Raw genomic sequence first — 26,409 nt, forward strand, 5'->3', positions numbered from 1 at the left:
GCCGTGCCGCTAGACCAATCCACCCGTTTGGGCTGGTGCGATAATCCGGTGGTGTGATCGCAGCTACGCAACTAGATCCAAGATCCGCCGCATTTCCGCTACCGCGTCACGCATTCCGACCATCACGGCGCGGCTGATGATCGAGTGGCCGATATTCAATTCGATCATGTTCGGAATCGCCGCAACGGGACGAACATTGGCGTAGTTCAAACCATGGCCTGCATGCAGCCGCATGCCTAATTCGGATGTCCTCTCGCCCGACGCGATCAATCGCCGAAGCTCCTGAGTTTGCGCTGCACCGCGAGCCAAGGCGTAGGGCCCGGTGTGCAGTTCGACCGCATCCACTCCTAAGTCGGCGGACGCTTGGACCTGTTCCAAATCCGGATCGATAAACAGGCTGGTCAGGATGCCTTCGCCCTTCAATTTTTCGATCGCATCTCGGATGCGACCTTTGTCACCCACGACATTCAGCCCCCCTTCGGTCGTAACCTCTTCTCGGCTTTCAGGAACAAGCAGCGCCCAAGTCGGTTTAACCCGGCATGCGATCGCGACCACTTCGTCGGTGCAGGCGATCTCGAGATTGGTTTTCACCGTTACGGTTTGCATCAGCACCTCGACGTCACGTTCTTGGATATGACGACGGTCTTCACGCAAGTGGAATGTGATGCCGTCGGCACCCCCTTGCTCGGCAAGCGCTGCGGCGATTACCGGATCGGGTTCATAGGTGCGCCGTGCTTGGCGAACGGTTGCGACATGGTCAATGTTGACGCCGAGTTCAATCATGTTGGGGGTGTAGCAGAAGGGGGGGATGGAAACCGTGGCTAGCGGCAAAACGGCAAATTTACCATACGAAACGTGAATTGAAACTTAGATGCAATCAATCAGCTCGCGTCGCAACCAGCGAATTTCTTCGGAGATGTCTTCGGCGAGACTACGCTTTCGCATCGCGTCCGGCAGCACGCTCCAGGCGTACGTTTCCACTTCGAGGTGACCAGTAAAATCAATCGACGTATCACTGCTGAGCAAGGTTCGCAAACAGTCACGCACTTCATCCTGGCTGGTCGTTAGGTGTCCGAATCGCTCCAGGAAGATCGGGACATGAAAATGGACAACCCATCGTTTGTCGCCACATGCAGGGTCACCCGATGCGGGAGCCCGCGAGATGAGAGCTGGGAGATCTTCGGTCAATTCAAATTGGTCGTCGCCGGTGATACGACCGGTTTGGTGCAAGTAGCGATCTTCGGCAAACTTGCTCAGCTGCTCGATCGCTTCTTGCCGCCGACCGAGCGACATCGCGTCCCACTCTGCGACAATTGCACTGCTGACTTGCACTTTTCCGATCGTAATGCCGGCAGATGCATAGCGCTGAAGCACGTCGGCTTGTGATTCCATCATGACGGCCGCATGGCACACGTCGTGGCAAACGGTGATGTGACGACGGTGCATCGGTTTGTCGAGGTGTTTGTCAAACCAATCCACGATATCTTGGCTTGTGTCCAAGATGCAGCCGGGTTCGGGTTCGATTGCAACGACAATGCGGCGACCGGTTTGTTCTTCCAATGCCGCCAAGAACTCCGCCAATTGACGTAGGTTTTCTGCGGCAGCTTCAAGTTGTTCCGCGGTGACTTTGTCCGACGCCCATCCAATCGGTAAGGTGCTAATCGAGCCGACGGTTTGCGTTTGTGGCAGCAATTCGGTGAGGATGACGGCGAGCTGTTTGGTGTAAGTCAATCGACTCAGGTCCCACCAAGTGGGTTGATAGACTCGGTGTTTGACCACATCTTGGTGAAAATTGTCGTAGGGGAATCCATTGATCGTGAACGCTTCGAGCCGATGTTCGTCGAGAAATTGACGCAGTGGTTTGGCGCCGCCATCAAAGCATTCACCGGCCGCTTGGGCCGGCAACCAAAGTCCAACTCCGAGAGGTGTGTCGATGGGCAGACTTGATTGCACCGGCACGGCGTACTGAAGCAAATTTTGGCGAATGGCCGGCAAATCCATGCCTGCATGCACATTCGTGCAATAGCCAACGGTGAAACTCATCAATCTCTCCTAACTGAATTTTTGAACAGATCCTTAGATCATAGCACTTTGTTGCGGTGTGTCGGCGGGCGACACGTTGCATCGGTGCATTAATCGCAATGCCGCGGTTCCGCAGCCAATTCGCATCCCATCACTGTTTGGGTCACTTTTTAGCTGCTTGGGGGGCTGTTGGCGATGGGCTGTAGCCCGAGCCGCACCCGTTCTTTCTCGGGGACCAAACGATTCACCAGCAGGGCTGCATCGCGATTGCTTGTTTCTAGTTCGCGATACGCCGCCTGCAATTGAGTCCGTGTCTCGCCAAGTCGCTTTGAATCATTCATCTGTTCCAACGCCAAACAGCGCTGCGTCAATGCCAAGGTGCGGTACAGTCGATCGATCCTAGGGTCGGCACTGAGCCGCTCGAGTACTGCTGCGGCCTGCTTCCATTGTTTCTCGCCGGACAAGACGCGAGCTAACTGCAGCATGCTCTTGGCGTAGTAATTGGTGTTAATCGAGTTGGCTTCGGGCGGAAAGTTCTCGGAAACGGCCAGCCAACCGGCTTCGTCGTTTCGCGTCAGTGCGACAAGGTATTGTTCCTGCACCGAATTGGTTTGCGGGACTTGGTCCGGGCGTAACAAACGGCCGATGCTTTTCGCAGGCCGTGACAACATCACGGCGGTTGCGGCACCGGTGCACAGCAGCGGCAATAGGATCACGGCGGCGTAGCGGCGCAAACGCTGATTGCGACGACTGCGTGCTTCGTCCGTTACCCGTTGCAGCCGAATGGTAGCAGCCGCAGTGCCCACCGTTGCGCCCGTCGGGAATCCGGCGTCCGTGGCCTGGGACCGGATGGATTCAAGCAGTTCGCTGGCAGATTGAAAACGGTCCTGAGGCCGTTTGCGAATCAATTTCATCACAATCGCAACCAACCACTCGGGAATGTCGTGCGTTCCCCGAGTCCGGTCGAGTGGCTGCGGTGTTTCGTGTAAATGCATCACCGCCAACGCCAAAGGATCATCGGCCTCAAACGGCGGACGACCGGCAAGCAGGTGATACATCGTCACCCCGAGTGAGTACAAGTCGCTGCGCACATCGACGGTATGCCCTTGGACCTGTTCGGGACTCATGTAACGCGGCGTGCCAAGCGTCAGCCCCGCTTGCGTCAAGTCGCCTCGCGTCGCGTCGACGTCCAAGCCAAGACGCGCTAATCCAAAGTCGGCCACCTTCACGATGCCGCGATCGGATCGCATGATGTTTTCCGGCTTGATATCGCGATGCGTGATCGATGCCTCCGACGCAACCTCGAGCGCCGAGGCGACGCCGACGATGACCTCGATCGCTTCGTCGGCAGACAACGATCCTCGTTTAGAAAGTACGCTGCGAAGATTTTCGCCGTCGACTAGTTCTTGGGCCATGTAATGAAATGAATCGACACTGCCCACATCATAGACTTGGACGATGTTCGGGTGATTCAATTTCGCGGCCGCCTTGGCTTCGCGGCGAAACCGAGTGACGTAATCTTTGTCGCGCGCGTAGTCGCTGCGCAGAATCTTGATTGCAACGTCACGGCCCAACGTCAGATGACGTGCCGAGTAAACGTCGGCCATCCCGCCACGTCCAAGTTTCCGCAAGATTTGATAGTCGCCGAGTCGGCATCCAATCAATTTGGACGAAGCCAGATCGGTGTCATCGGGAGGTGTCGGCAAGGGCGTTTCGGAAGTCAATGAATTTTCTCTCCAATCCGAACAAGCACCCGATTCATGCTGCCCGATTCAAGGCCTTGTAAATCAACCGTCACAAATCGGAAGCCCATCGTTCGCAATGTTTCGTTTAGTTCGGTTGCCAGCGGGCCGGCAAGTAAGCGTGGAAGTTCCGTTTGTGGGACTTCGACACGGGCCAGTTCGTCGTGGTGCACTCGGACCCGCACGTCGCTGAATCCGCGATCACGTAACCATGATTCAGCTTGCTCGACGCGTGCTAATCGCTCGGCCGTGACCTGGACGCCGTACGCCACTCGGCTCGCCAAGCAGGGGGATGCGGGCAAGTCGGCGTTTTCGAGCCCAAAAAATCGAGCCAACTCACGAACGGCTTGTTTGCCGAGTCCGAGATCGGCCAGCGGCGTCTGCACGGCAGCCCGGTTTCCCGCTTCGATCCCAGGGCGATAGTCGCCCAGGTCGTCGGCGTTGGTGCCCGACACCAGCACGGTGGTCGGATCATGGGCCGCCAATTGAGCGAGGGTCCGGTACAGCGTTTCTTTGCAATAAAAGCACCGCCGGGTGTCGTTGCGGATGTACTCTTCGCGATTGCCTTCGTCGGTGGCGACCAGCTGCTGCTGAATGCCAATCTGCTGGGCGATTCGGGCTGCCCACTCCAGTTGCCACTGCGGCACGCTGGGCGAGTTCGCGGTCACGGCCAGCAGCGAATCGAGCTTGGCACGCATCGCCGCTGCCGCCACCACACTGCTGTCCACGCCTCCGGAAAACGCCACGGTGACGCGGCGAAACGATGCGATCCGCCCGATCAATCGCTCGGCGTTAGAGGAGACGCTGGACATTGCAAAACGCAAAATTGGGAAAAGGGACGATTATTTTTCGCATAGAGGACGAGCCACGAGCCCCCCCATCTAGTATTGGACGAGGCCACGAGTCCCGCCCACTGTAGTGGACAAGGCCACGAGTCCCGCCATCTAGTAGTGGACGAGGCTACAAGTCCCGCCATCTGTAGTGGACGAGGCTACGAGTCCCGCTCCTATTCTGCAAGGACTCGTTGCCTCGTCCACTACGGTCTACTCGAAATCTAGCCTTTGGACGTTTCCAAACAGCGGATTTCGTTACCGACTCTAAGCAATAAACGTCCGTTTGAATATGCCGGCGTCGCGCCGACAGGGCCGCCCAAATCGACTTGACCAAGTTTCTCGAAACTGTCACTTGCCCGCAGCAGGGTTGCCTTGCCGTCCAGACTGATGATCAACATCGTGTCGTCGACGATGATTGGCGAGGCTCCGAAATTGCCACCGATACGTTCTTTCCAAATCGTCTCGCCGGACGTGACATCGACGCACGACGCGATCCCTTTGTCGTCAACCATGAACAATCGGTTGCCTTTCTTCGCCGGGGTGGGGACGTAAGGCGATCCGCGGTCGATCCGGTAAACTTGTTCGGGTTGCTCGTTTTTCGATTGTGGAATGCGAACCGCAACAAGATGGTTGCCACCGCCTCCGCTGCCCGCAGTCGCAATCGCCAAGTCGCCCACGACCAACGGGGTGCTGCAGCAACGTGCACCAAATACCGGCAGACTCCAGAGCATTTCTCCCGTTTTTGCGTCCAAGCCAAACATGCCGTTTCCGGTGTTGGCGTTGATCACTTGTGCGGCTCCGTCTTTGCCTTGGAAAATGGCGGGCACCCCATAACACGTCCGCGTGGTTTTGAGAGGCGTTTCCCAAACGGTTTCGCCGGTGTTGCGGTCGACTGCAATCATGCGACTTTGCCCCGGAGTATCGCCCGGCTTTAATTGTTCGCCTTGTTGTGAATTGAACAGGATGACGAGCGAACCAAAGATTCGTGGTGACGTGCCGAAGCCATGTTGGCTTTGCCAGGTTCCAAAATCACGAGACCAAATCTCGTTGCCGTCAAAGTCGAAACACTTCAGCATCGTGTGCTCTGGATCGCTCCATGAACAAAAGATGTGGGTTGCATCGGCCGCCGCGGTGCTGGACGCTGCCGTGTTTCGCGAGTGCAGATGGGTGACGTGGTGTGGATAGGGACGTTGCCAAGCCAATTGTCCGGTCTTCAAGTCCAAGGCTCGGACCGCGATTGTTTGCTTTTTGACATCGGACGCCAGGAACACCACATGGTTATTGGCAACGATCGGAGAACCGACGTTGTAGTCGCCGGTGTCGTGACGCCATGCGTAATCGTCCTCGCTCCAACGCTTTGGAAGCGAGCCGTCGGCCGTAAACCCCTGGGCATGGGCGCCGTGGAATTCAGACCAAGACGCCGGATTCGCGGTTGCACTTTGTTGGGACAGCGGCGATTCGGCAACGATTCGAACTGGCAATCCGAGTCCGATGAGGATTGCGATCGATAATTTACCCACAAGCCAAGGGGATGACGTCATTTGATTTCCAGGACAATGAAGGTGAACAAAACGGTGGGAAGGGAAGCAGGCAGGCGGTGTGCAGAGCGGAGTCTGCTGTGAATGAAGGCCAAGAGCGATTGCAACGGTTGTTCCGATTACGAAGCTTTGGCGTTTTTTTGCAGGTTGCATTGTAAGCGAAACCTCGCGCTGCGTCCGTACGCGACCCATCCCCCGGGCTAGATTTTCAGGTGAATCCCTCATGAAAATCTCCACGGTGATGGCCCCAATATGTACCGAGTCGAATGTTCGAGCAGCGTGAACGCCCTGTTCGGAAATCCCGAGAGCTGGAATTCGCTTTCGGACGGAATTCCCTTTCGTCAAACCCGCTGGCTCAAGCCGTGGTGGGACCAGTTTGGCGACGCGTTGGAAGCGTACGTGGTGGTGGCCCGAGATGATCAGGGGCAAATCTGCGGGATTTTGCCGCTCTGTCGACAGCTCGCTTCTCCGCGAACGCTGCGTTTTATGGGGGATAACAACGCTTGTACCGATTTTGCCTCGATTCTTTTGGACTCCGGCGCTACCGCCGCCCAAAGCATTGTCGCCCAGAGCATTGTTGACGCGATGGTCCAATTTTTGTGTCTCCATGCAGGCAGTGACTCCTACGGCTGGGATTTTCTCGAGCTCGATGGTGTCAGCGCCGCCGATCCGGTCATGCGCTGCTTCTCAGCGTCGCTCGCGAAGGCGGGGGTGATCGTTCACGCGCAATCACGCATGAGCACCTGGTTTCTGAAGTCGGCTGAATCGTGGGAGCAGCAGTTGAGCAACCATAGCAAACGGACTCGCAAAAAGACCAAAGGGTTCCTCGAAGCGGTGGACAAAACCCCCGGAATGCAGCGTGTCCTGGCCCAGTCGAGCGAGCAGGTGGACGAATTCATGGACGCGATGATCGAGCTGCATCAACGCCGCTGGAACGCAGTAGGCGAACCTGGAAGCTATGCCGACAAACGACTCCGCGATTTCGTGATCCAAATGGCTCATGAAATGTTCGAACATGAACGTCTGTATCTACCGGTGTTGCGGTTGGATGGACGAATCATCGGTGGAGAGCTGGGGATTCTTTCAGACAACCAGTTGTACATTTACAGCAGCGGTTTTGATCTGGACGCATCCGATCTCGAGCCTGGCCGGATTCTCGCCGTGAATACGCACAAGTACGTGCATGACCAAGGTCTCCGAGGGATCGAATACATGCGAGGCGACGAGCCATACAAACCACGCAGCGGCGCCGAGCCGACGCCGCTACTGCAGTTACGAGTCGTCGCGCCACGTTGGTGGGCCAAGGTATGCCACAGTGCCTGGTCCGCGCAATTCGAGCTGAAGCAATGGGCCCGTCGTCGCACCGGCCGCGAGCTCGTCAAAGTCGTCGACATGGCACTGACGTCTTAATGTTGCGTGACAGGCAAGCATTTGACCTCATCTGCGGTTCCGCTATGAATTTCGCTCGTAACCGCCGCTGTGCCGGAACATTGTCGCACGGCTTTCCAAGCCGTTAGCGTGCCGCACGTGTGATCGCCGCTGCGAGAGTAGCCGCGGTCCCGTAGAGACGCCGCGTTCACCGACGACGGTTTCAGCTTGGAAAGCGGACCGACAATAATTTGCTCTACATTGTCGCACGGCTTTCCAAGCCGTCAGCGTGCCGCACGTGTGATCGCCACTGCGAGAGTAGCCGCGGTCCCATAAAAACGTCGTGTTCACCGACGGCGGTTTCAGCTTGGAAAGCTGACCGACAATGGCTTGCTCTACATTGTCGCACGGCTTTCCAAGCCGTTAGCGTGCCACGCGTGAGATCGCCGATGCGAGAGTAGCCGCGGTCCCGTAGAGACGTCGTGTTCACCGACGGCGGTTTCAGCTTGGAAAGCTGACCGACAATGGTTTGCCCGACATTGTCGCACGGCTTTCCAAGCCGTCAGCGTGCCGCACGTGTGATCGCCGCTGCGAGAGTAGCCGCGGCCCCATAAAAACGCTGCATTCACCGACGGCGGTTTCAGCTTGGAAAGCTGACCGACAATGGCTTGCTCTACATTGTCGCACGGCTTTCCAAGCCGTTAGCGTGCCGCACGTGTGATCGCCGATGCGAGAGTAGCTACGGTCCCATATAAACGTCGTGTTCACCGACGCCGGTTTCAGCTTGGAAAGCTGACCGACAATGGTTTGCCGAATCGGCGCCCCGTCTCCACCCATTTCGTGCCCTGGATCGATATCGGCACTTTTAGAGGAGTTGGGGGATGAGTGGCAGATCCAAAATCACATGGTCGGTTCCTCGCTGGGCGTTTGTGCCCCAGCTTTGGCAATCGCTACGCCGCTGCATACTGAATCGTCAAGCGATGCGGAACATTTGCGTCGGGACCCTCGTTTCCTGCGCTGCGATTGTCGGCGTGCTTAAGATTGCGTTTCCGGCATTGGTGATTCCGAACCTGTGGCACGTGGTTGCCGCGATTCCGATGTTACTGCTGGCGTTGGTTCTTCAATTCGGAATGCTCACCGTGATTCGTCCGAGCGTCACGTTGCGATCTGACCGACTGCAAAAATCACATGGTCAAACGGGGCTGCAGATCAACGCGGATCAATTCGTTGCAATTCAGTTGTATGTCCATCGCCAGGACCGGATACGGCTGAAGCTGCGCTACCGTCGACGAGATCACTTGCACACACTCGTGCTTGGTGTGCCGTGTTCGGTTGACTTGGATCAAATGGTCACAATGTTGCCGATCTCGCCCACAATACGAGATGCAAGAGCACGCAGGATCTGGGGTGAAAATTGCTCGTAACCAGTGCTGGAATGAGAGGGCAAGAGGCAGAGGGGACAGGATGGCCGAGTTGAGGTTGAACAGGAAGAGCAAGACCGCACGGCTGTCTTCGCGTCCGTCCGACTTGACCGGGCGGAGCAGACAAATGGAATCTACATGCGGTTACCTCTCCACCAACTCCGTCGGTGCAGAGGTGGCAGGAAACCGGGAAAAGCCCGCAGCGGAGCCCCGTTTCGGTTTGCGCTTATCAGAAGCGTCCAGTTGTTCCTCCGCCGAGGCAAGCTCGGTCGGAACGGGGTTTTCATGGATGCAGGCGTCATTGCAGCCTCAGAGCCGGAACTTCGCTCCGCTGCGTTCCAGCCTACGAGTAGGCGAGTTTCGCTATTGTAGGTCTTGGTATTGGCGGCGAAGGTCGGCGGCGGTCGGCGGCCGCGTTAGCAAGATGTAACGTGCTCGCTGTTGAGCTTGTTCGGCATCACCGAGCTGCTTGATCGCTCGAATGGACTCGATTTTTGCTTGGTGCCAATCGTCGCTGCCGACCGGCAATCCGGCTGCTAGCCGGTCCCACCACTGAATCGATTCACGCTGCGCGTCGGCATTGTCGCTGCTGCCAAACAGTGTTGCTGTGGCACGGATGACCCAACCGGGCGAAGCAGAGTCCTTGACCAAGGCTTCAACTGTCGCTTTGGCGTCCTCGATTTGTCCGAGCCAGATCTGTCGCTCGGCCTTCGCCAATGAGTCGCCCGACAGCTCCGGCCAACCTTCGATCTGTGTCGCGATCTTTGATCGCAGCGACGCGTTTTGTCGACCGTCCTGCATCAAGCGGGCGACGGTGTCGTCCAAAACGTCTGCGGGCGGAGCGGGCAGCTCGGTCGCTTGTTTGCCACGCAGACGAAATTGCAACAACGACTCGCTGTAGGAATTCGTCGCGGCAGATTCCGGAAGATCGCTCAATGCGTCGCGATCAAAAAGGTAGGCTGCAAATTCGCGGTATCGCAATGCAACGCTTGCCTCGCCGATCGCAGTGGTAAACGCTTGCTTCATTCGCGTCGTCAGATCACTTTGATCGGCGGGATCGCTTTCGCGGAACGCTTGCCGCCAAAGTTCCAACGCGGTTTCATAGTGGTCGAGTGCAAGTTCCGTGGCGATCTCGGCCGCTTCGACGATCCGCTTGTCGCCCGACAGCAATTTGATCAGCCAATTACCCGCTTGCGGTGCGTGTTCGCTCTCGGGCCACGTGGTGATTGTGGTTCGCAGCATTTCCTCGATTTCGCTGGCCGCCGGTTTGGTCTTGGTTTTCAGCAACACCGCTTGCAGGTGTGCCGCGGCGGCACCGTTGCCGGTTGGTTTTAATTTGGCAACGCCTGCCAGTATGTCTGCGGCATCGCCGGGCTGTTTCGCAGCAACAAAGGCTGCCGCCGCTTCGAGCGACCGCTGGATCGCCTGATCGGGGTTCGATTCCGTCATCGCGGCGCTTGCCAATAACTGTGCCGCCCTCAGCGGATTGCCGTCACGCAGGTATTGTCGCCCCTGGGCTGCGATGATCGAGGGATCCATCCGGTTGCCCGTGCCATCGGCGGACGCGTCGCCTGATTGGGATCGCAGCGAACCAATCGCGATCGTTTCGGCGCGGCGACGTCCATACGCGCCATGCCGAGTGCCAATCGAATCGATCCAATCACCGACGCTGTTCTTGTTCGTGTCATTCTGCGTCAGCAGCGATTCCAAGCGGACCAGATCCATCTCGATCGATAGCGGGGCCTGCGTCGGTTGCTTGCCATAAAACGCCCGAAGTTTCTTGATCGCGTCGGCGTGGTGATCCGAATGGAGGTCGATTTGTATATCGAGTGCACGAACGCGCGGGTCGGAATCCAGTGGCACTTCGCGAATCAGTTCCTTAAACGCGGTGCGAGCTCGCTCAAAATCTTCGCTTCGCAACAACGCGACGACACGCAGTCGCTCGACTTCGTTACGTGCTTGGCATTCGCTCGGAAGTCGCGTCAGCGCTTGATCGGCCGACCGCAGTGCCGCAGTGGCGGCGGCCAACCGGTCGTCACTGCCACTGGGGAACAGCTCGGTTTCCATCAGCTTGATTTGCACGATCTGTACTTGCGTTTCTTGCTCTAACCGCGTCAAGTCACCGAGCATTGCCATGACGCTCGGTGACATGCTGGTTTGTGAATTCAAACGCGTCTTTTCTTCGGCAACTGCCTTGGAAAGCGATTCGGATTTTGCCGCAGCATCGGTCAAACGGTGGAGTGCACGCTCGTTGCGGTCGGTGTCGCCGGGATTGACCATGATCGCCAACAGGTCATGTTCGGCGGCAGCCAATTCGACTGCGATCTGTTGTGACTCGAGAAACAGCCTTCGAGAGTGCTCGGGATAGGCAGTGATCAACGCGGTAATCGGTTGTTGGGCTGCGGTGACGTCTTCGTTCCCAAAATTGTCGATCGTGCGACGCCGAGCCGTTTCGAGCTCGGACCACCAAATGATTTGGCGTGCGTAGGTATCACTGCTGGGGGTCGCAGATTGAAGGACACGGCGAATCAATCGCTCGGCGGTATCGAATTCGCCTCGACGAATCAGCTCGCGGTTCAAATCGGCATCGCGATCGTTCGTCATGCGGGCGACGGGCGTTTGTTCCGCACTCGCATGCAGCTGCGGCAATGCTAAGGCGAGCATCCACAAACAATGCAGTGCGAAGGGACGCATGATGATCACGACTCGTCGTTGGCGGTAAAGAGAACTCGGTCCGCGCCGGCCGCGCGAGCGGTATCGTAAACCTTGATTGCATCGGCCATCGCAATCGTGGGTTCGGGATCGACGATCACCGGCGGCTGGACGCCCAGTTTTAGAATCTTGCGAAGACGGCTTTCCAGTTCGTCAGTGCTCGCGACCGGTTGTCCATTCAGCTGAATCGTATTGCCCGCCGACGTGGCGAGCATGCGGATGATAATCTCGTCAAAAATCTCGACGGGCGGCGTGTCGGTCGATTCGTTATTCGTGCCGACGCTGGGCGGCTGCGCAATTGCACTGGGAAGATCGAACTCAGGCAGCTCAAAGCTGCTGGTCCAAACAAAGAACACCAACAATAGAAACACGACATCGATCATCGGAGTCATTTCGACTTTCAGTGATCCTTGCAATCGAGATGACGGGATTTTCATCAGCGAGTCGCCTCACGCACCGAGAACGTGACGTCATAGATGCCTGCCAGTGCCGTTTCTCGCAGGATGGGTTCGATGTATTGGTAATGGACCGATCCGTCGGTTCGCAATCGCACTGCGGCGCTTGATCCGCTGCGTGACGCATGATCGTTCAAAATCTGCTTCAGTTCGTCGATCGCGACCACGTTTCCGCCCACTCGCCACTGAGATTGGTCGTCGACGGTCACGGTCAACGCCGATCGATCAGGGTTTTCAGGCAAGTAGGTGTTGGCGATCGGCAATTCGACTGGCAAGTGGATCTCTTGGCGAGCCAGGTGGCTGGACACCAAGAAAAAAATGATCAGCAAAAAGACAACGTCGATCATGGGCGTCATGTTGGCGCCGACCGGAGATGTGTTGTTGGGATTAGGGACTCGCATAAGCGTCAATGTAACGGACGCGGCTCGAGAAAATAATACGCCCTACCGCGTGGTGGCTCGATTGCGATACGCTACGTCCATGAATAACACGCTGACATTTTTGAAAAACTTCATCCGGAACCCGACCCAGGTGGGGGCGATCGCCCCGAGCAGTCCTGGATTGGTCAAAACGATGGTCGAGTGGTTCGATTGGGAGTCCGCTCGCAACGTGGTCGAGTTTGGACCGGGGACTGGCGTTTTTACCGAGGGGATTGTCCAGCGGCTGCATCCTGACGCCAAGTTTTTTGCGATTGAACGCTCCGCCGAACTGGTCGCCGCGACTCGCAAACGATGTCCCTCGGTCACCGTTTACGAAGACAGCGTGACGAATGTGGTCGATCTGTGTCGCCGCGAATCGATGCCTCATGTCGACGCGGTGATCTGTGGTTTGCCGTGGGCTTCGTTCTCGGAATCGCTGCAAGCCGAGATCATGGATTCGATGTTGGAGGTGTTGCGACCGGGAGGCCAGTTCGCGACGTTCGCGTATTGGCAGGGATTGGCTTTACCGGCAGGGCAACGTTTTTCGTCTCGGTTAAAGAAAACGTTTCCGCAAGTGGGGCGAAGTCCGACGGTATGGCGAAATTTGCCCCCCGCGTTCGTGTATCGATGCACGCGAGCGTGATCAACGACCTTGTTAACCAACGATTTGGTGGTAGCTCCACATACAGATTCGCCAGGCGATGTAGATCAGTATCGCGGTATAGATCGTCACGACCACGGCCCAAAACCAACGCTCGGCGTTGGAGAACGCTTTGTTCATCCACAGCAGCGGAATACCTAGTGCCCCCATCACCAAGAACAGCACGGCCAGCACGGCACCCCGACTTTGAATCATGCGATCAGTCGATGATGTTCGTGCAGGATGGGAGGCTAATTTCGCCTCAATCGGCGTGTCATGAGGCTCGGCATCAAAAGTCATTGGGGTGGCTTTAGCGGGCTCGAGGAATCAGCATCGGGGGCCGAGGATTTGCTGCCGCCGAGACGTTGTTGGGCTTGCAAGACGAGCGGGCCGACATTGCTGTTGTTGCCGTACAGTTCGATGATCGAATACCAAATTTGACGCGCCGCGACCACGTTGCCTCGGCGATGTTCTCGTTCGGCTTCATCTAGTTTTTCTTGGATGATCGTCGCGGCTTCATCTTTGATAAAGGAACGATTTTCGATCTGGGCGATCTGGCGACGGGCAAGGTTGACGTAGGGGCGATATTTGGGGTCATCCCCGAGCAGCGTTTCCATGCTGCGGTATTTATCGAGCGCCGTGGACGTATCGCCAAAGCGTTCAAACTGTTCGGCTTCGGCGTACAAACGTTCGCCTTCGTTTTTCAGTGCGAGATTCCGTTTCATTTTGACCGACAATGCGTGCTCGGCCTGCATCATCTCGATTCGGTCAACTTGCTCTTCCGCCCACGTTGTGTGTTCTCCGTCGGGGAATTTGTTGATCATCGGTTTCAGATAATTGTTCTTCGCTTGATTCAACGATGATTGCGTTTCTTGCGCTAGCAGGTCCTCGGCACGCTTTCGCATTTGATTTTCGTTCAGCGGCCACGCCACCCAGCCGAGCATCAATAACATCGCGATCAAAACGCCGATCAAAAACCACGGCTTGTCATGCCATATCGTTGCATCGGGGAGCGATTCTTTCTCGTCGTCCACCAATTCACGCCCCAGCAGCGAACGAGCCTCGTCACGCTCCTTTTGGTCCGTCACACTCAGCGGACTAAATCCCGACGAAGCATGCTCAGCCACCCCGGTGCGAGACATCGATCGACGTCGTACTTCTGCCAAAGCAAGCTGGACAGCCGGGGCACCAAACGGACGTTTGCTGGGATCCTTTTCCAGTAGCTGCGTGATTAATTTGTCAAACCAAACCGGGCAATCCAGAACCAAGGATGCGGCCGACGTCGGTGTTTGTTCACGCACGTTCCGCGTGACTTCTTCGACCGTATCGCCTTGGACCGGCGGTCGGCCGGTGATCGCATAATAGAGCGTCGCACCAAACGAATAGAGATCCGATTTGTGGGTGATCGAGGTCGGATCGTCGATCAATTCAGGGGGACGAAAGGCGATTTCGTGAGGCGTGGGGGGACGCGAGGTCTTGAAGTTGGAATTAAATCGATCGGTGCGAACGTCCACGAGCAAGGGGCTCAGTCCCGCATACAGAATTTTGTCGGGGGCCAGCATCCCATAGATTATGTTGTGCTCGTGCAAATAGCACAGCGCACCGATGATCGGCTCGGCAAACTCGAGCACCGATTCCCATGGCAACCGACTGCGCCGCTCGATCTCGGCCGCCAATGTTTCGCCGTCGACAAGCTCGTAGGCCAAGTAGGCGTCCTTGTCTTCGAATCCGCCGCCAAAGCAGCGGGCGATGGCGGGATGTTGCAACGTTTTTAGCGTTTCCCACTCGGCGGCAAATTGGGTGCGGGCTTCCGGCGTCGCGCCAAAGGGGGACGAGAACACCTTGACGGCAACCGCTTTGTGCAATTGGACGTGAATGGCACGCCATACCGAACTCTGTGACGGATGGTCACCGAGTTTCGCTTCGATCGCTAACGGGCCAAGTCGGCTGCGCGGCATAGGAGACTAAAGCTTGGGAATGAGAATGTGAATGAAACAATCCGCCAAATTTGAATTGATTATAGTTTGCCTCGGCGGGGGGGCGGTTACGACGCGTCGATTTGGTCTTTGAGGTGGGCAAAGAAGATCGCTTTGTCCGCCTCGTACTGCTGCAAATCTCCCTCGCCGTGTCGCCAACGTCGCACTTTGGCCTCTTCGAAATCGAGTGCTGACTCCGCATTTTGCCGTAGATAATCGCGAATGGAAACCGCTTGAATCCAGGCTGGGGTGGATGTCTGCATTAAATAGACACAATGGGTCGGATCAGGCTGATCGGGCGTAACGTAGCGAGGTTTGAAGAGCGCGATCGCTGCGCCGGCCCAGTCGGGCGTTTTACCGCGGCGGAAATTGAGTCCTTCGATTAATAACGCTGCGGATTCCATCATCGCCACGTCGTTCACTCCGGCCAAGACATCGATGGTCGGGCGAGCAATCAGACCTGAAATTGACGTGCTGCCGACATGGACGACGTCCACGACCCGCCCCTCACACGACAGCAGGATGCTGCTGCGAGTTTGCTCAAATTCTTGACGCCACCTTGGGTCAAAGTGCATCAAGCGGACGGGATGAGAGGCCATGACGAAAATGCCTTGATCAGTTCGCGTCGGTGTAGCGGGATCGGGGGATTCGAGATCAGGGGATTCGGGATCGGGGAGTGACGAGCAGCTCTAGGATTGAATGTAGCCGAAGTTGGATGATTCGGGATGTGGTCCATAAAAAAACGGATCAACAAGACGACAGCCAACAAAAAAACCGGGCCAACGAATTGCTCGTTGGCCCGGTTCGAATTTTGAAATCAAAGGGGTTTGATTATCGGCTGATCAACATTGCCACTTTGGAAGCTTCGATCTGCTTTTCGATCGATTCGACATAAGCGGTGTCCGCAGCACACATTCGCGAGAATGGCACGGTGCACTTTTTGCCGTTCGATTTCAGCAGACGGATGTTGGTCGCATTGATTTCGATCAAACGTCCATCGGTGCGGAAGTTTCCGGTGTTATCGATCCAAGTTCGCGAGCGAGTGTCGGAAAGCGAAGTGATTCGAACCGTGTTCTTCTCGGAAACGACAAGCTGTGTCGACTCTTTCGAATCGACTTCGCTTGCTTGAGGTTGCTCGGCGTGACCGAACAAATCATCGATTGACGTGCCAGCCTCTTCGGTCTTGGGTGTGGCTTCGTCGGCATCGCCAGGGGCGCCAAACAAGTCATCGATCGAATCGGATGCAGGAGCCGCATCGTCGGCGGGCGGAGTGTCGAACAAACCGTCGATGTCGTCTGCGGGAGCGTCGGCAGGAGGATCAGCCGGAGCGTCCGCAGGTGCTGCAGGCGTTTCGGGGGCGTCACCGAACAGGCTGTCGATGCTGGTGTCACTTCCCGCAGGGGCGGCATCGGTGGCCGCAGCATCACTGCCGAACAAGTCATCAAGACCCGCGTCCGCGGCCGGTGCGTCGGTCGCAGGTGCCTCCATCGGAGCCGCGTCTTCGGCAGGAGTATCCAGCGCGGGGGCGTCCGATCCGAACAAATCATCCAGACTGGTGTCGGCAGCCGGTGCTTCGGTTGCAGGTGGTTCTGCCGCAGGAGCCTCTTCGGCCGGAGCATCGCCACCAAACAAATCGTCAATCGATTCGTTGGCGGGCGATTCGTTGGCTGGCATATCCGCTGGAGCTTCCGCTTCGGCTGGCGAATCCGCAGCACCGCCAAAGATGTCGTCATCCATAGGCGGTTTGGCAGCCGATTCTTCGCCTGCTGGCGAAGCGTCGCCGCCGAACAGATCGTCCAGGGCAGGCTCTTCAGCAGGCTTGGTTTCAGGTTCGGTAGCTGGTGGGTTGCCAAACAAGTCGTCTGCCGGAGCAGGTTCGGTTTCTGCAGGCATTGGGGCACCGAACGGATCTTCGGTTGGCTCGGGCGTGGTTTCTGCAGGAGCAGGAGCGCCGAACAAGTCGTCCGCTGCGTCTGGAGCGGCAGGCTTGGCTGGCTCTGCAGGAGCAGGTTTTTCAGGAGCAGGCTCGGCCGGAGCGGGCTCGGCTTCTGCCGGAGCAGGACTGCTGAATAAATCGTCCGCTGGCGCCGGTTCAGTCGCAGGCGGCTCAGGCATGTCTGGTGCCGCAGGCGGTTCAGGCTTGGTTTCCAGCGGCATCACAGGAGCAGGTTGCTCGGCGTGATCCGCAGGATCTTCATCGGCGGCGGGAGCTTTATCAAACGGTGAATCCGAAGGCGAGCTGGGTTCTGCTTCGTTTGACGAATCCAGGTCGGTGGGAACCGGAGGAGCGTCTTCGATTTCCATCGGCATGCTGCCGTGATCGAACGGAGCTGCATATTCGGTTCCGCCATCGTATTGCATCGGCGCCGATTCGATCACGGTGCCGTTGTCGACGCCGCTGTAGTCGCAAATGCCGTTGTTATCGACCGCTTCGTAGGAGACTTCGCCACAGCAGGGAGCCGCGGGGGCGGGAAGACAATGAAGCGGTGGGCAAGCGACGGAAGGACAAACAACCGGTGGACACTGGACCGGAGGGCAGTGCAGTACCGGTGGGCAGTGGATCGGGGGGCAGTGAACAGGTGGGCAATGGATAGGCGGACACGGGTCACAGCAGGTGGGAGCCGGTTCACTGCAAGCGTGTCGAAGAAGCCATCCGGCGGATGCAGGGCTAATACCGAGCAAGCAAGTCAACGTGGCAACGAGGCTCCATCGGTATAGACTTCGGGCCGTTCGTTTCATAGTTCGTTTTGTCTCCTCCACACCGAAGTGCGGGTCGCGTGCGAGTTTCTAAGGTGGGATTTTGGGGCAATGGCCTTCTTCGATAACCAAATGAATCAATTTGACCGGTAGGCTTCTGCTATCACCCTGCCTCACATGCTAGTTGTCAGAAAATCAGCAAGCAAGCAGCGAATTCAGGTTAAATGGAGAGCTTTGCGCAATCAGGTCTGGTTTTAATGATCCGGTGAGAATCAGCCAGGGTGGCTCGAGTGCCCCATGTGGAGGTCGGGTGGAGGTCGAAATTCGCCTCCCCTGGATCGGAATAATTCGTCACACTAGGGGAACCGATCGGGGACCAGGCCTGCTGAGGGAACGCTAGTTTGTATTTTGCGGGGACGCTCGTCGCAGTGTTTTTTCCCCTTTTTTAGCGGGGAAAACGGTCGATCTCAGGGGCGGGTGCAAAGTTGTAAGCTTTGCCGCGTCCATGGTTTAAGTTCGATCGTGCAAGCTTTCGGTTAAAGTATACTGACTGGACAACGAACACCGAGGGTCGCCAGCCGTGCACCACACAGCTTGTCGATGGTCGGAGGCCGCTGGCGTGCCAGTCATTTTTGTCGATTGCATCCACGTGCATGCCGCTTTGTCATTTTTCTCGTTTACGATTGCCTCGGATTTTCATGTTTCGCTTCATCAAGAGCGTTTTTGCATCGATGAGCCTTGAGCGGAAATGTCTGCTCTTTTTTGGTTCGGCGCTGCTCGTCTTGATGTGCGCTGCTTTTTTCGTCGTCCAATTGCTGGCCAAAAGTCTGGTCACCAACACGACCCGCCAACGGGCTCGCGACTATGCGGCGGCGGAACTGATGATGATCCACAGCGATGCGCAGTGGTCCTCGGCATTGCCCGAAGACGTGGTGAACCGCGAAAAGGAATTGCTCGGGGGACTGCGATCCGAGCTGCTGAACGCCAAAATTGACTTCCAGATTCTGGCGTTACAGGATTCGGCGACCTATGACAATTTGCCGCGAATCGAGTTGCCCTCCGCCAACACGCCGCTCGGAGCGATGGAGCTAGCGCGACTGAAAAGTCTGCAGCCTCAGTATCGCGAATGGCTCAGCCGCCAGATCGCCGAGGACCGGCCTGATGTCGAGCGGCCGCTCGATCTGGGCGAAAACGAAGCGATGAGCCGGATCGGCTTACTTGGCACCACGGTGTTTGCCGAGGACGGTCCGGTCGACGATCGTTACATCTATTACTCGCCCGTTTTCTTTAAACCGACGTGCGTGTTGTCGTGTCACAGTCCCACCGGGGGCGCGATTTCGACATCGCCCGACGAAGATCCAACCAAGCTCGCATCGCAATATCCGTTTCGCGTGTTCCGCGTCAGTATGCCGTATCAGGAAACGCACGAACAAACGACTTGGATTCGCGCGATCGTGATCGCTTTGGCGATGTTGATTATCGCTGTCACGTTGTTTGTCTTGCACGCCATCGTGCGTTACTTGGTTTTGCAGCCGCTGTATCACCTGCGTGATGTCAGCGATGCGATTACTCATGGTGACACCAACCAACGCGCCACGATCGATACCGAAGACGAGTTCCGTGAATTGGCCGACGCGTTTAACCGAATGCTTCGTCACTTGACCGAGACGCAAGACAAAATCCAAGAAGTCAACCGCGAATTGGATGCTCGGGTGGATCAGTTTGCGCAATTGAACCTTCAGCTCTACGAAGCAAACCGGCTGAAGAGCGACTTTTTGGCCAACATGAGCCACGAATTACGAACGCCGCTGAACAGCATCATTGGCTTTTCTGAAGTGCTGCAGGGGATCGATTCGCTGAACGATAAACAGCGGCGATATGCGGGAAATATCCGTAAAAGCGGGCGTTTATTGCTGGAAATGATCAACGATATTTTGGATTTAGCCAAGGTCGAAGCGGGCAAGATGGAGGTGCGTCGCGCCGAATTTGATTTGTCGCGATTGGTGTCGGCGCAGTGTGATATGATCCACTCGTTGTCCGAAGAAAAGAACATTTCGTTGACCGTCGAGATTCCCGAGGACCTTCCCAAAGCCTACCAAGATCAAAACAAACTCGGGCAAATTCTGAATAACTTGCTCAGCAACGCGATCAAGTTTACACCCGAAGGGGGCATGATCACCGTTCACATCGAGGACGCCAAAAACGGTCGCTTCCGGTTGTCTGTCAGTGACACCGGAGTGGGGATCGCCGAGGAAGATCAGCCCATCATTTTCCAAAAATTTCGTCAGAGTCAAAAGGTACTCAATGACGAAGGTTTGACTCGCGAGTTTGCAGGGACCGGACTCGGGTTGTCGATTGTCAAAGAGTTGGCAAAGCTGCTTGGGGGTGAAGTCGATTTTGAAAGCGAGTTGGGACGCGGCAGCCGTTTCTGGGTCACGCTGCCATGGCGGTTAGCGACCGTTTCGCCGATCTCGATCCCATCGCAGGCCGCGGTGCCCGCGGCACTGCAAGACGCGGCAAGCAGCTTGACCGCATCACGCCCCTCGACTTGAAAAGTCAACGTGGGCCACAGCCAGATCAAGCAAACCATGACGTAGCGAAAGTCGCCAAGACTTTCGGCGTCACTCTCGGCCAAATGCGTGCAGTCGCAAGTTTTGAAGTTGAGTTTTCCAGTTGGTCAGATCACGCAATTGGGTTGAATGTGGGATCGACGGACGCAACTTCAAAAGCCGCGAAGTGAACCTCTTCTTCAACTATCGACCCACTTATTGTCGGCTGCGTTCAATCTCGGCTGCGGGCTTGTTTCAACACCGCCGCCATGCGTTGTTTCAGCGACGATCGCAGCGGTTCGGGGGCCATTCGGATCGCGTTCAAGTAGTTCGCGCGTGCCATCTTTGCTTTGCCTTGCGACGCCGCCCGCTCGGCCCGCTCGATCGATTCGTTGAGCTGTTCGATGCGAAGCTGGGCATTGGATTGCTGGACCGACCATAATTGTTGCTGAATCAATTGCTGGCTGATCTGCGCAGGATTGGCGAGCACGGGGTAAGATCCGACCACTGGGGTGACGCCTGTCACAAATGGGGTCACGGTTTGCGAAACGATCGACCCGGGAACCCCATTCATCGTGGTCACCGACGGCGTCGTGCTCGAGAGAGTTTGGCTGCTTCCTTGAGCAAAATTGAAACGCAGGTTGCCCGAGACGCCGTTGCCGAAATTTTGTCGTAAATTGCCTGAAACCCCTGAGTTGACCGCTTCGGGAGCAAACGGCGCCGGATTGTTGCCGGGATTGATATTGGCAAAGAAGTTCGGTCCCTGCAGCGAGAATCCGAATTGATTGTTTTCAAATGAGTTCGTCCCGATCTGCTGGAACGGCGCCGCGGTGTTGATCATTTGTGCGACCACCGCAGAGCGATCTAGCGCGATCATCGCGAGCGTGATCGCGGCCAGACTTGTCGCGAGCCGCAGTGACGGGCGATATCGAGGACGTGGTTTTGATTGGGGTCTGCAATGTTGTAAGTAGCAGTGTTGAAAGTGGCAATGTTGTAAGTGGTAGTGTAACACCATGGTTCGCTCCCTCTTCCCCCCGTTTAGCGTGTGTTGGCCAGCAACCCTTGGCCAATCCGTTTGCCGCCACTAGACGACGATGCGGTCGATGTTCGATCGGCTATGCATTTGTTAATGTATCGTGTTCGCTGTTCAAATCGATCTGGTTTCAACCGTTTTCACGTGGCTGGCACACCTTTTCACTAGACAGTTGGGTTGGCGGGGGCCTGGTGAGTCGTCTCTGCCGAGAGTGATTTTCTGCTGAGAATGATTTTTCAAGGGAATGAGGAAAGTTGGAATGAAAAAAGTCGATCTGTTCACTGATGGTGCATGCAGTGGGAATCCGGGGCCAGGCGGTTGGGCGTTCATTTTGCGATGCAGCAAAACGGACAAAGAACTTGAACGCAGCGATGGGGAACCGGAATCGACCAACAATCGGATGGAATTGATGGCGGTGATTCGCGGACTCGAATCGTTAAAGGAACCGTGCGAGGTCACGCTGCATGCCGACAGCACCTATGTGGGCCAGGGGATGACCAGTTGGATGAAGGGCTGGAAGAGTCGTGGATGGAAACGCAAAGACGGATCGAAATTGGTGCCGATCAAAAACGAAGAATTGTGGCGTGAGCTCGATCAATTGATGCAGAAGCACAAGATCATTTTCAATCATGTCAAAGGGCACGCCGGTCATCTCGAGAACGAGCGCTGCGACAAGTTGGCGGTCCAGGCGTACCAAAAATACCTTCCGAGATCAGCCCGATAAAATCGTTTCGTCGGGAGCTTAAGACTGGGGTTTCGCCCCGGGTTTGTGGTGAAACGGCGGAGTCGTTTTGAAAGCCGCTAAAACACCGTAAAAACGCCCTGTTTGGGGATGCCAAGGAGGCATCGCGGAACGTCGAGAAAAACGTTAGAATACGTCGCATAGCGATTAACTTTTTTCGGCTACTCCCCGAGTGTTCTCGATACAGGCTTTTCATGAGCGACGACTCCCAATCGGAACCCACATCCGACGACGCAACTCCTGCGGCTGACGCAAACGCAACCCCCGAAACAGCTGCAGTGAATGACGCTGCGGCGGTCACGGGCGATGCTCCCGCACAGCAAGTTGCCTCCATCCAAGTCTCCACGGCCCCCAAAGCAAACTCGGAATATACCGACAAAGATTTGCAGCACCTTTCGGACCTCGAACATGTCCGCGAGCGTCCCGGGATGTACATCGGTGACACCTCGACGCGAGGATTGCATCACTTGGTCTACGAAGTCGTCGACAACTCGATCGACGAAGCGATGGCGGGATTCGCGAATTCCGTGTCGGTCACCGTGCATACCGACGGTAGCGTCACGGTCGAAGATGACGGACGAGGGATTCCTGTCACGCGTCACGACCAGCTTTCCGAGGAACTCGACCGCGAAGTCAGTACGCTCGAGGGCGTGATGACGGTGCTGAAGTTTGGTGGCAAGTTTGAAAAGGGCGCCTATCAAACCTCCGGTGGTCTGCATGGCGTCGGGGTGACCGTTGTCAACTTTCTAAGCCAATGGGCCGAAGTTGAAGTCAGCCGCGATGGTTTCACTTGGACTCAAGAGTACGAGCGTGGTGTTCCCACCGGGCCGGTCGTCAAAGGCCGTGTGACCAAACGCGCCGGAACGAAGACGACGTTCAAAGCCGATAATCAGATTTTTAGTGTGACGAAGTACAGCTTCGATACGCTTTTCAAACGGCTGCAGGAATTGGCGTTCCTCAATAGCGGCGTGCACATCAAATTCCATGATGAACGCAATGGCGAAGGAGGCGATTTCAAGTACGAGCGCGGGATCGTCGAGTTTGTCGAGCATCTCAATCGTGCCAGCGACGTGTTGCACAGTGATGTGATCCAGTTGCAAGGCGATAAGGACGGAACTCAGTTCGATATCGCAATGCAGTACAGCGCCGAGTACACCGAGAACGTCCAATCTTATGTCAACAATATTCATACGATCGAAGGTGGGACCCATGTTTCGGGGTTCCGGTCGGCGTTGACGCGGACGTTGAACAATTACGGCAAGAAAGAAAATCTATTCAAAGGATCCGCAGTTCCTGGCGGTGACGATTTCCGCGAAGGGATCACCGCGGTGATTAGCGTTCGCGTCCCGCATCCGCAGTTCGAAGGGCAAACGAAAACCAAGCTGGGCAACAGTGATGTGGAAAGCATCGTCAATGCGGGCGTGGGCGAACAGTTAGCCAAGTACTTTGAAGAGAACCCACGGGTTGCTAAGACGATCGTGCGAAAAGGCTTGCTCGCTGCGGAAGCACGCGAGGCGGCTCGCAAGGCAAAAGACTTGCTGCGAAAACGTAAAGACGCGCTCGGCGGCGGCGGATTGCCCGGAAAACTTCGCGATTGCATCAGTAAAAAGATGGAAGAGTGCGAAGTGTACTTGGTGGAAGGTGACTCGGCAGGTGGTTCGGCCGAGGGTGGCCGAATGCGGCATTATCAAGCCATCCTGCCGCTTCGCGGTAAGATCATCAATGCTTACAAGAGCCGCGAAGACAAAGTGCTGGCCAATGAAGAAGTCCAGTCGATGATTCAAGCGATTGGCACTGGAATTGGTGCCGATCAAGACTTGACCAAACGTCGTTACAACAAAGTCATCATCATGACCGATGCTGACGTTGACGGTAGTCACATTCGCACGCTGCTGCTGTGTTTTTTCTACCGTCAGATGTATCAATTGGTTGCTGCGGGGCACGTCTATGTGGCCCAGCCGCCATTGTTCCGCGTCCAGCACGGCAAGTCGCGTTACTACATTCAGAGCGAAGAAGAGATGAAGTCTCAATTGCTTGAACGTGGTTTGAACGACACCTATTTCGAAGCCGAAGACGGACGCCGCGCCGAAGGCGAAACGATGCGTCAGCTGTGTATTACGCTAGCCTCGATGGAAGATGCGATTTTGGCACTTGAACGTCGCGGGTTCAGTCTGCGGATTCACGCGGTTCGCCAAGACCCTGTGACGGGCCGATTGCCGGCGCTATTGTTGACGCACGAAAACGAAGAGCATTGGTTCCATAACCAAGAAGACGTCGAGACGATGCTGAACGAGCGTGGATGGCGTCTTGATAACGAAGAGGTCGACGAAGACGAGCTTAAGCTGACGTCGGACGAAGCGGGAGACAAGACGGCCGAGCCAGCGGCGCCCGAAGTCTTCGCCCACTTGGCCGAGCTTCATGAAGTGCGAACGATCAACAGCGGACTGAAGGACCTTGTGCCATTGCAGTTCACGTTAGAAGACTTGATCCCGATCGAACGAACGGGATCAACCACAGCGAGGTTCGAATTGGTTCGCGGTGAAGATGTCCGGCGTCCGCTTGAGGATCTTCGCGAACTGCTTCCCGAAGTGCGGGCGGCGGGTGAAAAAGGGTTGCAAGTGACTCGCTTTAAAGGACTGGGTGAAATGAACGCGGAGGAGCTCCGCGAAACAACCCTCGATCCTGTGAACCGAACGCTTGTCAAGGTGAACATGACCGACGTCGGTGCCGCGGACGAAATGTTCCGCCTGCTGATGGGCGAAAAGGTCGAGCCTCGCCGCGAATTCATCGAAAAGCACGCGCTGGACGTGCGAAATCTGGACGTGTAAATCACGTCAGTTGGAATTGATCACGCGTTTCTGGAGATCAGAACGCGTCTGCATCTCAAGGCGAGTCCTCGATCAGCGAAGCCCCGGTAGTGGACGAGGCAACGAGTCCTGGGGGTGGGCGGCAAGCTTGGGGACTCGTAGCCTCGTCCACTACGTTTGATGGGTTAGGTTATCGAACTCGATTCGTGATCGTCCGGTCGGATCAGTCCGACGCCGCTTGCTGCGACGTAGACGCAGGGGATGACGATCAAAACCAGGATCGTTGAACTCAGCAGCCCAAACACAATCGAAACCGCGGTCGGAATCAACACCTGGGCTTGCGTGCTTTTCTCGAGCGTCAACGGCAACAGCCCCGCCATCGTGGTGATACTGGTCAACATGGTCGCGCGAAAACGCAGACGGCTTGCGCTGCGAGCAGAGTCGTAACTCGGTTTGCTTTTGGAGCGTTCCTTCTTCAAAAACAGCCCCAGCAGAATCGAGTCATTGACCACAATCCCCGCGAGTGAAACGAATCCCACCAAACTGGGCATGGAAATCTCCATCCCCATCCACATGTGTCCAAAGATCATTCCGATCAATGACATTGGAATCGCCGCCATCACGATCAACGGTTCCAACCAGCTTTCAAACTGGAAACTCAAGATGGCGTATCCGACGGCAAACGGGTCTACGCCGCATTCTACGACGGAACGGTTGTCGCGGCCGACTTCGACGGCAAACGAGTGTGGAAGAACGAAGATGTCGATTTCCACAGCCTGCATGGCCACTGCTAGCGGACGGCCGAATCTATATCACCTCCGAAGAAGGCGTCACCACGGTGCTTGAGCCTGGGGCGGAATTCAAGCGGATCGCCACCAACAAGCTGGACGGTAAAACGATGGCATCGATCGCGGTTTCGCAAGGCAATTTCTTCTTGCGCAGCGGAGACAACCTGTACTGCATCGGCAACCCACCACGATGAAGGACCCGCGGTTCTTACGCCGAAATCCGCGTAGCTTTTTTCTTTCTCGAGATTGGTACGTGCAATCGCAGCGAACGTGAGTCCGTTGATCGGGAAAACCAAGCATAGCTGCGGTCACCTCTCCGCTGGCGAAGGAGACTGCTGATTTAACTGGCAAGCAAATAGGCCGGAGGCCGAAACATGACCTACCGTTGGCGTGAGCCAACGGTTTAGAGTTGTCGCAAGTGAATAGTCACAACGTGACGACAGGCAGTAGCCATGGACGTGAGTCCATGGAAGAGGACGCATCCCAGTGCACAGAGTCGCGAAGCGACGGCAGGTGTTGCGGCCAGAGTGCAACGCACCTGAGCTGCAGTGAAAAGGTTAAAAGATGTTAGATTGAAAAATGGAGACAACGCCAGCAATCGTGTTCTATGTCGAATCGCGATGGCAGTCTCATGTTTCTGTCGCACCAATTTTTCTGTCGACCTTTC

Annotated in this window: 21 protein-coding genes; 7 read left to right on the plus strand and 14 right to left on the minus strand. The window is 56.2% G+C overall.

Going from position 1 to position 26,409, the window contains the following annotated elements:
- Positions 1-63 precede the first annotated feature (63 nt).
- The 5 genes from ABD971_RS28680 to ABD971_RS28700 all read right to left on the minus strand — a co-directional run bounded on the left by ABD971_RS28680 (position 64) and on the right by ABD971_RS28700 (position 6,138).
- The gene (locus ABD971_RS28680; protein ID WP_339940367.1) at positions 64-783 is read right to left on the minus strand and encodes a pyridoxine 5'-phosphate synthase; all 720 of its coding nucleotides are present in this window, start codon (positions 781-783) and stop codon (positions 64-66) included.
- 84 nt (positions 784-867) lie between these two features.
- Positions 868-2,043 carry a metabolite traffic protein EboE gene (gene eboE / locus ABD971_RS28685; RefSeq protein ID WP_339940365.1) on the minus strand — a complete coding sequence of 392 codons (1,176 nt, stop codon included), beginning with the start codon at positions 2,041-2,043 and terminating at the stop codon, positions 868-870.
- A 149-nt stretch (positions 2,044-2,192) separates the two neighbouring features.
- Positions 2,193-3,746, minus strand: a complete 1,554-nt coding sequence (locus tag ABD971_RS28690) for a protein kinase domain-containing protein (protein ID WP_345327165.1) — start codon at positions 3,744-3,746, stop codon at positions 2,193-2,195.
- A complete protein-coding gene (gene larE / locus ABD971_RS28695) occupies positions 3,743-4,576 on the minus strand; it encodes an ATP-dependent sacrificial sulfur transferase LarE (RefSeq protein ID WP_345327166.1) in 834 nt (277 codons plus the stop codon). Before larE ends, ABD971_RS28690 begins: the two co-directional genes overlap by 4 nt.
- A gap of 242 nt (positions 4,577-4,818) precedes the next feature.
- The gene (locus tag ABD971_RS28700; protein ID WP_345327167.1) at positions 4,819-6,138 is read right to left on the minus strand and encodes an outer membrane protein assembly factor BamB family protein; all 1,320 of its coding nucleotides are present in this window, start codon (positions 6,136-6,138) and stop codon (positions 4,819-4,821) included.
- 276 nt (positions 6,139-6,414) lie between these two features.
- Between ABD971_RS28700 and ABD971_RS28705 the strand changes: the two genes are divergently transcribed.
- Positions 6,415-7,545: a GNAT family N-acetyltransferase gene (locus tag ABD971_RS28705; RefSeq protein ID WP_345327168.1), complete on the plus strand. Its 1,131-nt coding sequence runs from the start codon at positions 6,415-6,417 to the stop codon at positions 7,543-7,545.
- 839 nt (positions 7,546-8,384) lie between these two features.
- Positions 8,385-8,927 carry a hypothetical protein gene (locus ABD971_RS28710; RefSeq protein ID WP_345327169.1) on the plus strand — a complete coding sequence of 181 codons (543 nt, stop codon included), beginning with the start codon at positions 8,385-8,387 and terminating at the stop codon, positions 8,925-8,927.
- Positions 8,928-9,287: 360 nt separating this feature from the next.
- Here the strand turns inward: ABD971_RS28710 and ABD971_RS28715 are convergent, their stop codons facing one another.
- Genes ABD971_RS28715 through ABD971_RS28725 form a run of 3 tightly spaced genes read right to left on the minus strand, consistent with a single transcriptional unit; the run spans position 9,288 to position 12,447 of the window.
- Entirely contained in the window at positions 9,288-11,618 is a 2,331-nt protein-coding gene (locus tag ABD971_RS28715) for a hypothetical protein (RefSeq protein ID WP_345327170.1), read from the minus strand.
- A 5-nt stretch (positions 11,619-11,623) separates the two neighbouring features.
- Positions 11,624-12,073, minus strand: coding sequence for a biopolymer transporter ExbD (locus tag ABD971_RS28720; protein WP_345327171.1), 450 nt, complete (start codon positions 12,071-12,073; stop codon positions 11,624-11,626).
- Complete coding sequence (locus ABD971_RS28725) at positions 12,073-12,447, minus strand: ExbD/TolR family protein (protein WP_339940350.1); 375 nt, start codon at positions 12,445-12,447, stop codon at positions 12,073-12,075. The genes ABD971_RS28720 and ABD971_RS28725 overlap by 1 nt, the downstream gene beginning before the upstream one ends.
- Between ABD971_RS28725 and ABD971_RS28730 the strand changes: the two genes are divergently transcribed.
- Entirely contained in the window at positions 12,437-13,153 is a 717-nt protein-coding gene (locus ABD971_RS28730; protein ID WP_345327172.1) for a class I SAM-dependent methyltransferase, read from the plus strand. The genes ABD971_RS28725 and ABD971_RS28730 overlap by 11 nt on opposite strands.
- Before the next feature lie 12 nt (positions 13,154-13,165).
- Here ABD971_RS28730 and ABD971_RS28735 read toward each other — a convergent pair whose 3' ends face one another.
- From ABD971_RS28735 to ABD971_RS28750, 4 genes are all read right to left on the minus strand, one after another.
- The gene (locus ABD971_RS28735) at positions 13,166-13,366 is read right to left on the minus strand and encodes a hypothetical protein (protein WP_339940346.1); all 201 of its coding nucleotides are present in this window, start codon (positions 13,364-13,366) and stop codon (positions 13,166-13,168) included.
- A gap of 80 nt (positions 13,367-13,446) precedes the next feature.
- The gene (locus ABD971_RS28740) at positions 13,447-15,108 is read right to left on the minus strand and encodes a serine/threonine protein kinase (RefSeq protein WP_345327173.1); all 1,662 of its coding nucleotides are present in this window, start codon (positions 15,106-15,108) and stop codon (positions 13,447-13,449) included.
- A gap of 86 nt (positions 15,109-15,194) precedes the next feature.
- Complete coding sequence (locus ABD971_RS28745; protein ID WP_339940342.1) at positions 15,195-15,725, minus strand: GrpB family protein; 531 nt, start codon at positions 15,723-15,725, stop codon at positions 15,195-15,197.
- Positions 15,726-15,957: 232 nt separating this feature from the next.
- Entirely contained in the window at positions 15,958-17,865 is a 1,908-nt protein-coding gene (locus ABD971_RS28750; RefSeq protein ID WP_345327174.1) for an SHD1 domain-containing protein, read from the minus strand.
- A gap of 656 nt (positions 17,866-18,521) precedes the next feature.
- On the opposite strand from ABD971_RS28750, the gene ABD971_RS28755 reads away from it, so the two are divergent.
- Positions 18,522-20,375, plus strand: coding sequence for a sensor histidine kinase (locus tag ABD971_RS28755; RefSeq protein ID WP_345327175.1), 1,854 nt, complete (start codon positions 18,522-18,524; stop codon positions 20,373-20,375).
- Between the two features lie 229 nt (positions 20,376-20,604).
- Here the strand turns inward: ABD971_RS28755 and ABD971_RS28760 are convergent, their stop codons facing one another.
- Complete coding sequence (locus tag ABD971_RS28760) at positions 20,605-21,387, minus strand: hypothetical protein (protein WP_345327176.1); 783 nt, start codon at positions 21,385-21,387, stop codon at positions 20,605-20,607.
- A gap of 277 nt (positions 21,388-21,664) precedes the next feature.
- Here ABD971_RS28760 and rnhA point away from each other — a divergent pair, with 277 nt between their 5' ends.
- Both rnhA and ABD971_RS28770 read left to right on the plus strand, forming a co-directional pair.
- Positions 21,665-22,129, plus strand: a complete 465-nt coding sequence (gene rnhA, locus ABD971_RS28765; protein WP_345327177.1) for a ribonuclease HI — start codon at positions 21,665-21,667, stop codon at positions 22,127-22,129.
- Positions 22,130-22,341: 212 nt separating this feature from the next.
- Complete coding sequence (locus ABD971_RS28770) at positions 22,342-24,975, plus strand: DNA gyrase subunit B (RefSeq protein WP_345327178.1); 2,634 nt, start codon at positions 22,342-22,344, stop codon at positions 24,973-24,975.
- Between the two features lie 164 nt (positions 24,976-25,139).
- Here ABD971_RS28770 and ABD971_RS28775 read toward each other — a convergent pair whose 3' ends face one another.
- Complete coding sequence (locus ABD971_RS28775) at positions 25,140-25,736, minus strand: efflux RND transporter permease subunit (protein WP_345327179.1); 597 nt, start codon at positions 25,734-25,736, stop codon at positions 25,140-25,142.
- On the opposite strand from ABD971_RS28775, the gene ABD971_RS28780 reads away from it, so the two are divergent.
- Positions 25,700-25,936 (plus strand): hypothetical protein, encoded by a 237-nt coding sequence (locus ABD971_RS28780; RefSeq protein WP_345327209.1) that lies wholly within the window; start codon positions 25,700-25,702, stop codon positions 25,934-25,936. The two genes, ABD971_RS28775 and ABD971_RS28780, sit on opposite strands and share 37 nt — an antisense overlap.
- Positions 25,937-26,409: the final 473 nt, after the last annotated feature.

The sequence above is a fragment of the Novipirellula rosea genome (genome assembly GCF_039541335.1).
Classification (GTDB): Bacteria; Planctomycetota; Planctomycetia; order Pirellulales; family Pirellulaceae; genus Novipirellula; species Novipirellula rosea.